Source organism: Massilistercora timonensis, assembly GCF_048354975.1.
GTDB lineage: Bacteria > Bacillota > Clostridia > Lachnospirales > Lachnospiraceae > Massilistercora > Massilistercora timonensis.
Window position 1 is genome coordinate 1 of sequence record NZ_DBGCJQ010000110.1, and the last position, 8,184, is coordinate 8,184.

Sequence of the window (8,184 nt, forward strand, 5' to 3'; positions counted from 1 at the left end):
GTATATTTTAACATCATTCTCGATAATTTCTACCCCTTTTTTCTCCAAATCTTCGCAATAGCCGGAAAACCTGGCGCTAAGAAGGGCGCGGATCTGGGATTTTGTATAAGTTTTTTTCAGGCTTTCATAAGGCCGCAGGGTCTGTACGCCCCAGGATACCGGCAGATAGAAATTACCGAAGATCCGCCCCTGCCACTGACGGGACTCACTGCGGAATTTCTGATAGGGATGATCTATCAGACCCAGGGAAAAGCGCAATCTGCCGATCTTCAGGAAATATTGGGTCTTCTCCACCGGAAGGTCTTTTTTCTCCTCCCAGGTCAGAGACATCGGATCCTCATAGGAGATCTTCGTCCGGGCAAGGATATCCGCGTCAGAGACATGGTACTGGAACCCGGTGATCTCCCCGGCATCGTTTTTCACCGGCACCTGGCCGGAGACCAGCACATCCCCCTTTTTTACTTCCTGGCCTTCTTCCACCTGAGCCACCCCCTCCCGCACGATCATGGAAGTGATCACACCGTCCTCTTTCGCCACCAGATCTACAGGCTCTGTCTCTTCCCTGCTTTGTTGGTTTTTTCCTTCCTGGCTTAAGCCGGTTTCATTTTCCTTTACCCGGATCAGAAGCCGGGTCCCTTCCAGGGAAGCAGAGACCCAGATGATCTCTTCGTATTCTCTGCGGATATCCCTGGCAATACCGGCGCAGTCCACTTGGGAAACCCGCATACCCGGATACACATGGTCAGACTTTAAGAATTCCAGCAGATCTTCTTCTGTATAGGTGAGATTTCCCCGGATCTCAATATTCCAGAGCAGCCCGGAGAGGAGCCACAGAAGGCATAAGCACAGGACTGCCCCTGCGAAAAACGCTTTCCTTCTGCGGTATTTCTGTAAATAAAAAGGAAGACCGAACCGCTTTACGATAACCGCTTTTGTTCCTGTCTTCCTGATGATCGGTTTTAATTTTCGAAATCCCGGGATAGAAATATTCATCTCGTAGGCGCCGGATACGGGCCGGATGTCCCAGAGGCAGATGTTTCTGTGGCCGCAGGCGTTTAGGAACCGCTCCGCGTAGATTCCCTGCACCCGGATACGCAGATACCCCCGGATATAGCGGATAAGCCGTGACAGCAAGCGCGATCCCTCCTCTAGCGATGATATTCGATGGCTTTGATCTGACCGCTGATCTTCATCTCGTCGTTGGTATAGTAGACCACCTGAAGCCTTTGTCCGGTCACCTTGATCTGACCGCCCTTGATCAGGATACGCACCATTTCCTCTGTATATTCCAGGATCCCCCGGTAATTCTCCAGATGGAGCTCGCTCTGCCCCAGAACGTACAGAACCGGCAGACCCATGACCACATCCCTGGGAAGCTGAGACGCCTGAAGCACCCGCTCCCTGAAAGGCTGACTCTTTTCCTCTTTCTTTTCCTTCATAAAATCGCCAATAATGGATTTTACAATACTCTATGCCGGCATTTTCCCAAATATGCACTCCATTTACCGGCGGCCAAGGAGCGCCGGAACTCCCAGCTTAAAAGCGACTCCTGCGGCCAGGGCTGACCAGGCCGCCGCCCGCTGCTCCCTCTTCCCGGGGCAGAGCCTGCGGATACGGGCAAAGCTTCCGTGAAGCGAAGATGTCCGATCCTCCGCCCCTTCCGTCTTTCCCTCCTCTTTATCACATCTGTGAAAGATGTCCGCCAGGATCTTGAGACAGGCATAGAACTGGGTCAGAAGAAAAATCCCCAGCAGGAAGCCTCGCAGCCATCCGGTGACGCCTCTTTTTGGACGACGCAGCCATCCGGCCATTCCCATGATAACCCCAAGTCCCGTGGCAATATGATGGATCCAGATACAGATCCCCTCTTCTCTTTTGCTCATATCCGATTCCCGCCTTTCTTACCTGGATTGTAGCAGATTGCCTGGATAAAATACAGCAAAACAAATCGCAAGTTTCTACAAAAAGGGACAGGGTATTTTCAATCTGGGACGTGGTATTTTTAAAAAGAACACGTCCCCACTGAATATGGTTTCCTCTTAAACACTTCTCTGGCCTTGGAATCTACCTTTGATTCCATAGAAGAATAATTACGTACCAGGTCTCTGCGGATTTCTTTCCGGCTGCGCTTCTCTCTTCTCATCTCACAAAACTCCTTCCGTCATGATGGATTTTTTGACTTACTAATTATAAGAGAGCATAGCACAGAAATATTCTTTTATTGTTAGCTGGATTTTAAATTCTGGTAAAGGAGGTTATAGGCTGATCCGCATTCCCGTCTTCCACTGCCGCACCTGGCTTCCCAGCTCCTGGCGCAGGATCTGGAACGCCTTCTCTCCGGTACAGTGGCCGGTGTAGATCTTCTCCACGCCTGTGGACTGGATCTTGCGCGCCAGGGAGCGCACTTCCGCCTCCGGCTTATGGAACAGGTGGAACCCTCCCAGCATCGCATAGATCGGCTGGCCGGGAAATGTGTCCATCACCTCCCGGATGATCACTTCCACGCCGCCGTGGCTGCAGCTGTTGAAGATCACCAGCCCTTTTTGCGTTTCAAACACCAGGCTCTGTTCATGGGAGAAATCATCGGGTCTCCAATGCCTTCCTGTCCGGCGGTACATTCCGGCCCGCAGGCCGGCTCTCTCCAGCTGCGCCGCCTTATGAGGGATCAGATAAATGCCTTCTTCCAATTCATAGTCTCCCGCCACCCGGATGATCCGGTCCTGATACCGTTTCAGTTCCCCCCTCTTGATCCCGATGTACTTTTTGCGAAGCCATTTCTGGGAATAGCAGTCTTCCTCTGCCTTCTCCCTGATATACAAAGATGCGTGATCATTTTCCCGGAAAAATGCGGACATCCCGTCGCTGTGATCATAATGGGCATGAGAAAGCACTGCGTGATCCACCTCTCCAAGATCGATCCCAAGTCTTCTGGCATTCCTGGCAAAAAGCCCGGAGGCTCCGGTATCCAGAAGGATCTTCCACTTCTCATATTCGATGAGAAAGCTTAATCCCCACTCTCCCTTAAGAGGGCCGTTTCTTAGATTATCCACCAATACCGTTACTTTCATCCCTTACTCCTCCTCTGTCAGATCCTTCTCTCTCCAAATCACTGCATCTTACAGAAATGTCTTATAATCCTCGTAATTCTTCGCCAGCAGCTCCGGCGTATCCAGCCCGTAGGGACATTTGCTCTTGCACTGTCCACAGTGGAGGCAGTTCTCGATCTTCTTCATTTCTTCCTGCCACTCCTGGGAAACCCAGGCCGCCTGGGGCGCCCTGCGGATCATCAGGCTCATGCGGGCACAGTCATTGATCTTGATCCCCGCCGGACAGGGCATACAATATCCGCAGCCCCGGCAGAAATCCCCGGACAACTGCCCCCGATCCGCCTGGATCACTGCTTCCAGATCCCCGGACAGTCTGGGCGGATTCTCCTGGTAAGACAGAAACTCATCCAGCTCGCTCTCCCGCTGCACGCCCCAGATCGGCGCCACATGAGAGAATTCCGGCTGTGCCAGATATGCGTAAGCGCAGGCTGAATTGCGGATCAGCCCTCCCGCCAGTCCCTTCATGGCGATAAAGCCCATACCTGCCTCCCTGCAGGCGTCTACGATCTCTCTGTCCTTCTCGGAAGCCAGATAGGAAAATGGAAACTGCAGCGTCTCATAAAGACCGGATTCAATGGCTTCCCTGGCCACGGCCAGGCGGTGATTGGTGATCCCGATATGCCGGATCTTCCCCGTTGCTTTGGCTTCTTCCATCGCCTCATAGAGGCCGGTGCCGTCCCCTGGTTTTGGACAAAACGCCGGATTATGGAACTGATAGATATCAATATAATCCGTCTGAAGATTGCCAAGGCTGGTCTCCAGATCCTTCCAGAAGGTCTCCACATCCGTGGCCGCCGTCTTGGTGCTGATCACAATGCGGTCTCTGACCCAGGAAAGGGCGGCGCCCATCTTCTCTTCACTGTCTGAGTATGCCCGGGCAGTGTCAAAATAATCCACCCCATGATAGAACGCCTTCTGCAGAAGATAGACTGCGTCCTTCTTGCTGATCCGCTGGATAGGGAGCGCGCCAAATCCATTTTTGTTTACTTCAATCCCTGTTTTTCCTAATACTACCTTATCCATATGCGTCCTCCTTTATGGTTTTACTGCAAATTTTATCACATGTTCCTTTTTATGCTCAAAGATCTCATAAGCATCCATGATCTCATCCAGCCCGCAGCGGTGAGTGATGAGAAAACTGACATCCAGCTTCCCCCGGGCAGTCAGATCCATGATCTCCTGCCCGTAACGGCCGTCCACGCCTCCGGTCCTGAATGTCAGGTTTTTCCCGTACATATCCGGCAGCGGCAGTGTCTGGGGCTCTTCATACATAGCCACCACCACAACCACCGCGTTGGGCCGGGCGATCTGCCATGCCGTCTGGAAGGTGTCCTCTCCGCCGGCCACTTCCAGAACCACATCAGCGCCCCGGTCCTCTGTCAGATCCCGTACCTTCTCCGGAAGATCTCCTTCTCCCGGGATCAGGGTCACATCTGCCAGGCCTTTCTTTTTCGCCAGATCCAGCCGGTAAGGGTCTGTATCAATGGCAAGGATCCTGGCCGGCGTATAGAGCCGGGCGCAGGCCATGGTGCAAAGTCCCGTAGGGCCGGCTCCGATAACCGCTACCGTATCGCCAGGCCGGATCTTTCCAATATCCGCCGCCCAGTATCCGGTGGACAGAATGTCCCCATTGAAAAGGGCCTGTTCATCCGTCACTCCATCCGGGATCACCGTCAGGCCGTTGTCTGCATAGGGAACACGGACATACTCCGCCTGTCCTCCGTCGATCCGGCAGCCCAGCGCCCAGCCGCCCTGAGGATCCTGACAGTTGTTCACAAATCCCCTCTTACAGAAGAAGCATTCTCCGCAGAAGGTTTCCACATTAACTGAGACCCGGTCTCCCGCCTTCACCTTCCGAACTCCGCTTCCAGTCTCCACAACTTCTCCAACAAATTCATGGCCCAGGATCGTTCCCGGTACGGCCTTTGGCACCGCGCCGTGCTTGATATGGATATCACTGGAACAGATGGTGGTCAGCGTCACCTTAACGATGGCGTCTTTTTCATCCTGGATCCCGGGGACTGGCCGGTCTTCCAGAGCAAGGATCCCGTTTCCCTTATATACTACCGCTCTCATAAAGCAAGCGCCTCCATTTCCTTGCGGATCTCATCCTCACAGGACTGCATGGCCTTTAATGTCTTCTCAAACAGATCATTTAATTCCCATCCCAGTCTCTGTGCTCCTTCCCGGATGGTATCCCTGGAACAGCCTGCCGCGAACCGCTTGTCCTTGAACTTTTTCTTCACACTGGACACTTCCATGTCCTGAACGCTTTTGGAAGGGCGCATAAGCGCAGCCGCGCCGATCAGTCCGGTCAGCTCATCCGCAGCGAAAAGCACTTTCTCCATCTCATGTTCCGGCTCCACGTCACAGCAGATCCCGTATCCATGGGAACAGATAGAGTGGATCATGTCCTCTCCCACCCCTGCTTCCCGTAGAAGTTCCGGCGCCTTCACACAGTGTTCCTCCGGGTACTGTTCAAAATCAATATCGTGGAGAAGCCCTGTGATCGCCCAGTAATCCGCCTCATCTCCATACCCAAGTTCATTGGCGAACCAGCGCATGGTCTTCTCTACCGTAAGTCCATGCTGGATATGGAAGGGCTCCTGATTATATTTCTGCAACAGTTCCAGCGCTTCTTCTCTTGTCAGATTGCTTGTCATGGTATCATACCTCCTTCTGTCTTTCCTCAGATCTCCACCACATTCACCGGATTCCCGTGTTCCCGGAGGATCTCCAACATGTCCCTGGTCTTAAGCCAGACGGTGGCCGTATTGTCGTTGGGATGTATCCCCAGGAATCCAGGCTCCTCCAGGAAGTCTCTGTCCAGGAAAAACTGGACCTTCCTCTCTTCATCATTGAGAAGCCCAAAGGGCGTTACCGCCCCCGGGATCAGACCAAGGATCTCCATAAGATCTGATTCACTTGCGAAACCCAGACGGCGGGTGTTGTTGCGGCTGCGGAATTCCTTCAGATCCACCCGCTTCTCCCCTTTGACGGTGATGAGATAATAGTTCTTCTTTTTATCATCACGGACGAAAAGATTCTTGGCCTCCTGTTCCGGATAAGGAAGCTGGATCCGGGCCACTTCCTCCATATTGTAGACAGCCTCATGTTCCGTGATCTCGTGCCAGATATCCCTGCTGTTCAGATAATCATAGATCTCCTGCTTATTCATACCGTTGCCCTCTCTTTACAGTATCTACAGTACCAGTTCATACACAAGAAATTTCCTGGGAACTCCAATATCCGCATAAGTGATCTCAACTGTATCTCTATACTGAAAACCAAAAGACCGGTACATTTTCTGAGGGATCTCATTTCCCTCAATACAGTCCAGCCGGATAGCCTTCTGTCCCCATTTTCCCGCTGTCGAGATGGCGTGTTCCACCAGTTTCCGGGAGTATCCTCTTTTGCCATATTCCGGAAGGACGCGCAGTGCATGAAGGATCACAACCTTATCTTTTTCTGCATTTACCTGCCATTTTACCAGGTCATAAGCCTCGTCACAGTCATGATCCATAATGTAGGCTGCCACGATCCGTTCATCTTCAATCCCTACAAACTGCTGTCCCCGGGCTATGGCTCCTTTGATCATTTCCCCGGAGGGAAATCCGCCTTTATCTCCGTCCGGGAGAAACTCTTTCTCACCCAGCACCTGGCACATCCTCTCGTAAAATGTAAGTAATTCTTTATAATCCTTGTCATCTGCCCTGCGAATTATCATGAACACACCTCAAAATTCAATACACTGTACTAAACAGCTATTTTTTATTATAACACCCACCACGAAAAAAGACCATATTGGTTTCCCAATATGGCCCGGTCGTTTCCCTTGCTATTGATCCTTATAATTTCTCACTGCGTTATGGAAATAATAATAGGGGATCACAAGCAGGATAATGTTGATCACAATCTCCACAATACTGCTTCCGGTCTGGAAGAACGCGGCAAGCTGGATGATAAAAAGCAGCCCGCCCAGGACAACTGTAAGAAGGGACTTCAGTGCAGATTCTGATAAGCCTGCGGCCGTTTCCGCTTCACTTGCCCCGAGCAGCAGCTGTACTGCCAGGATAGAGATCATACCCAGAAGGATTACCAGGATACTTGCGATCCGCAGATGTTTTCAACCTTTTCTTTGCATTTCTTTTCCTCCGTAATTCATTCCTTTGAATAAATGAAAAATCAACGTAGGTGATTATAAATGCCCCAGCCCTTCCTGACAAGAAAAACAACCAAAATAAGCAGGAAAACTACAGATAATTATTCTTTTGCAAGATCCAAAAGGGTATCTCCGGCGAGCCGGTAGACCGTCCAGTCAGACATAGGCTCAGCCCCCAGTGACAGATAAAAGTCAATACTTGGCTTATTCCAGTCCAGGCACCACCATTCCAGACGACCGCATCCCCGCTCCACTGCAATGGAGGCAAGTTTCTTCAGCAGCGCCCTTCCATATCCTTTTCCTCTGGCCTCCGGACGGACATACAGATCTTCCAGATAAATTCCTCCCCGCCCCAGAAAAGTGGAGAAATTATGGAAAAACAAGGCGAATCCTACTTCCTTCCCGTCCTCAAGAACGAAAAGGACTTCTGCCTTCTCCTTATCAAAGATCCAGTTCTCCAACAGAACTTCATCTGCCACCACTTCATCCAGCATATGTTCATAGTCTGCAAGTTCTCTGATAAACGCCAGGATCAGCGGGGTATCTTCCCGCTGGGCATTTCTGAATTCAATCCAGTCACTCATATCTGTCCCCTCCTGCTGCCGCCATTATCTCTCCCGGGGATAAACCATTCCCCACTGTTTTCGCAGCCGGTCCATGATCTCCATGACCCGGACACTGTCTGAAAGGGGCATGGAAGAACTCTCCATTACTCCCGCCCGGATAGCCTCGATACATTCCCGCACCTCATATTCATATCCACTGATCTGCTCCGGTACATCCATCTGCTTCAGGAGCCGGTCTTCCGTATCATAGACAGCGATACTCCGTGGATTGTTGATATTCTCCACCACAATGTAGCCTTTCTCCCCATAGAAAATCCCCTTCCGGTCGGATCTGCTGTAAATGTCATGG

General features: G+C 51.6%; 11 protein-coding genes and 1 pseudogene. All 12 read right to left on the reverse strand.

Annotated features, from left to right (window positions below):
- A partial coding sequence (locus ACML7B_RS09780) for a sporulation protein YqfD (protein ID WP_418541003.1) occupies positions 1-1,134 on the reverse strand: 1,134 nt, incomplete at its 3' end.
- A 14-nt stretch (positions 1,135-1,148) separates the two neighbouring features.
- The gene (locus ACML7B_RS09785; protein WP_346708397.1) at positions 1,149-1,439 is read right to left on the reverse strand and encodes a YabP/YqfC family sporulation protein; all 291 of its coding nucleotides are present in this window, start codon (positions 1,437-1,439) and stop codon (positions 1,149-1,151) included.
- Positions 1,440-1,502: 63 nt separating this feature from the next.
- Positions 1,503-1,883, reverse strand: coding sequence for a hypothetical protein (locus tag ACML7B_RS09790; protein WP_418541004.1), 381 nt, complete (start codon positions 1,881-1,883; stop codon positions 1,503-1,505).
- 372 nt (positions 1,884-2,255) lie between these two features.
- Positions 2,256-3,068 carry an MBL fold metallo-hydrolase gene (locus ACML7B_RS09795; RefSeq protein ID WP_418541007.1) on the reverse strand — a complete coding sequence of 271 codons (813 nt, stop codon included), beginning with the start codon at positions 3,066-3,068 and terminating at the stop codon, positions 2,256-2,258.
- Between the two features lie 48 nt (positions 3,069-3,116).
- Positions 3,117-4,130: an aldo/keto reductase gene (locus ACML7B_RS09800; protein WP_418541009.1), complete on the reverse strand. Its 1,014-nt coding sequence runs from the start codon at positions 4,128-4,130 to the stop codon at positions 3,117-3,119.
- A 12-nt stretch (positions 4,131-4,142) separates the two neighbouring features.
- A complete protein-coding gene (locus tag ACML7B_RS09805) occupies positions 4,143-5,183 on the reverse strand; it encodes an alcohol dehydrogenase (protein ID WP_418541012.1) in 1,041 nt (346 codons plus the stop codon).
- Entirely contained in the window at positions 5,180-5,770 is a 591-nt protein-coding gene (locus tag ACML7B_RS09810; protein WP_418541013.1) for a hydrolase, read from the reverse strand. Before ACML7B_RS09810 ends, ACML7B_RS09805 begins: the two co-directional genes overlap by 4 nt.
- A 26-nt stretch (positions 5,771-5,796) precedes the next feature.
- Complete coding sequence (locus tag ACML7B_RS09815) at positions 5,797-6,285, reverse strand: prolyl-tRNA synthetase associated domain-containing protein (protein WP_418541014.1); 489 nt, start codon at positions 6,283-6,285, stop codon at positions 5,797-5,799.
- 24 nt (positions 6,286-6,309) lie between these two features.
- Entirely contained in the window at positions 6,310-6,834 is a 525-nt protein-coding gene (locus ACML7B_RS09820; RefSeq protein ID WP_418541016.1) for a GNAT family N-acetyltransferase, read from the reverse strand.
- Positions 6,835-6,945: 111 nt separating this feature from the next.
- A complete protein-coding gene (locus ACML7B_RS09825; RefSeq protein WP_418541019.1) occupies positions 6,946-7,191 on the reverse strand; it encodes a hypothetical protein in 246 nt (81 codons plus the stop codon).
- A 179-nt stretch (positions 7,192-7,370) separates the two neighbouring features.
- The gene (locus tag ACML7B_RS09830; RefSeq protein WP_418541022.1) at positions 7,371-7,853 is read right to left on the reverse strand and encodes an N-acetyltransferase family protein; all 483 of its coding nucleotides are present in this window, start codon (positions 7,851-7,853) and stop codon (positions 7,371-7,373) included.
- A gap of 24 nt (positions 7,854-7,877) precedes the next feature.
- Positions 7,878-8,184: pseudogene (locus ACML7B_RS09835) on the reverse strand (gfo/Idh/MocA family oxidoreductase); the annotation flags it as partial.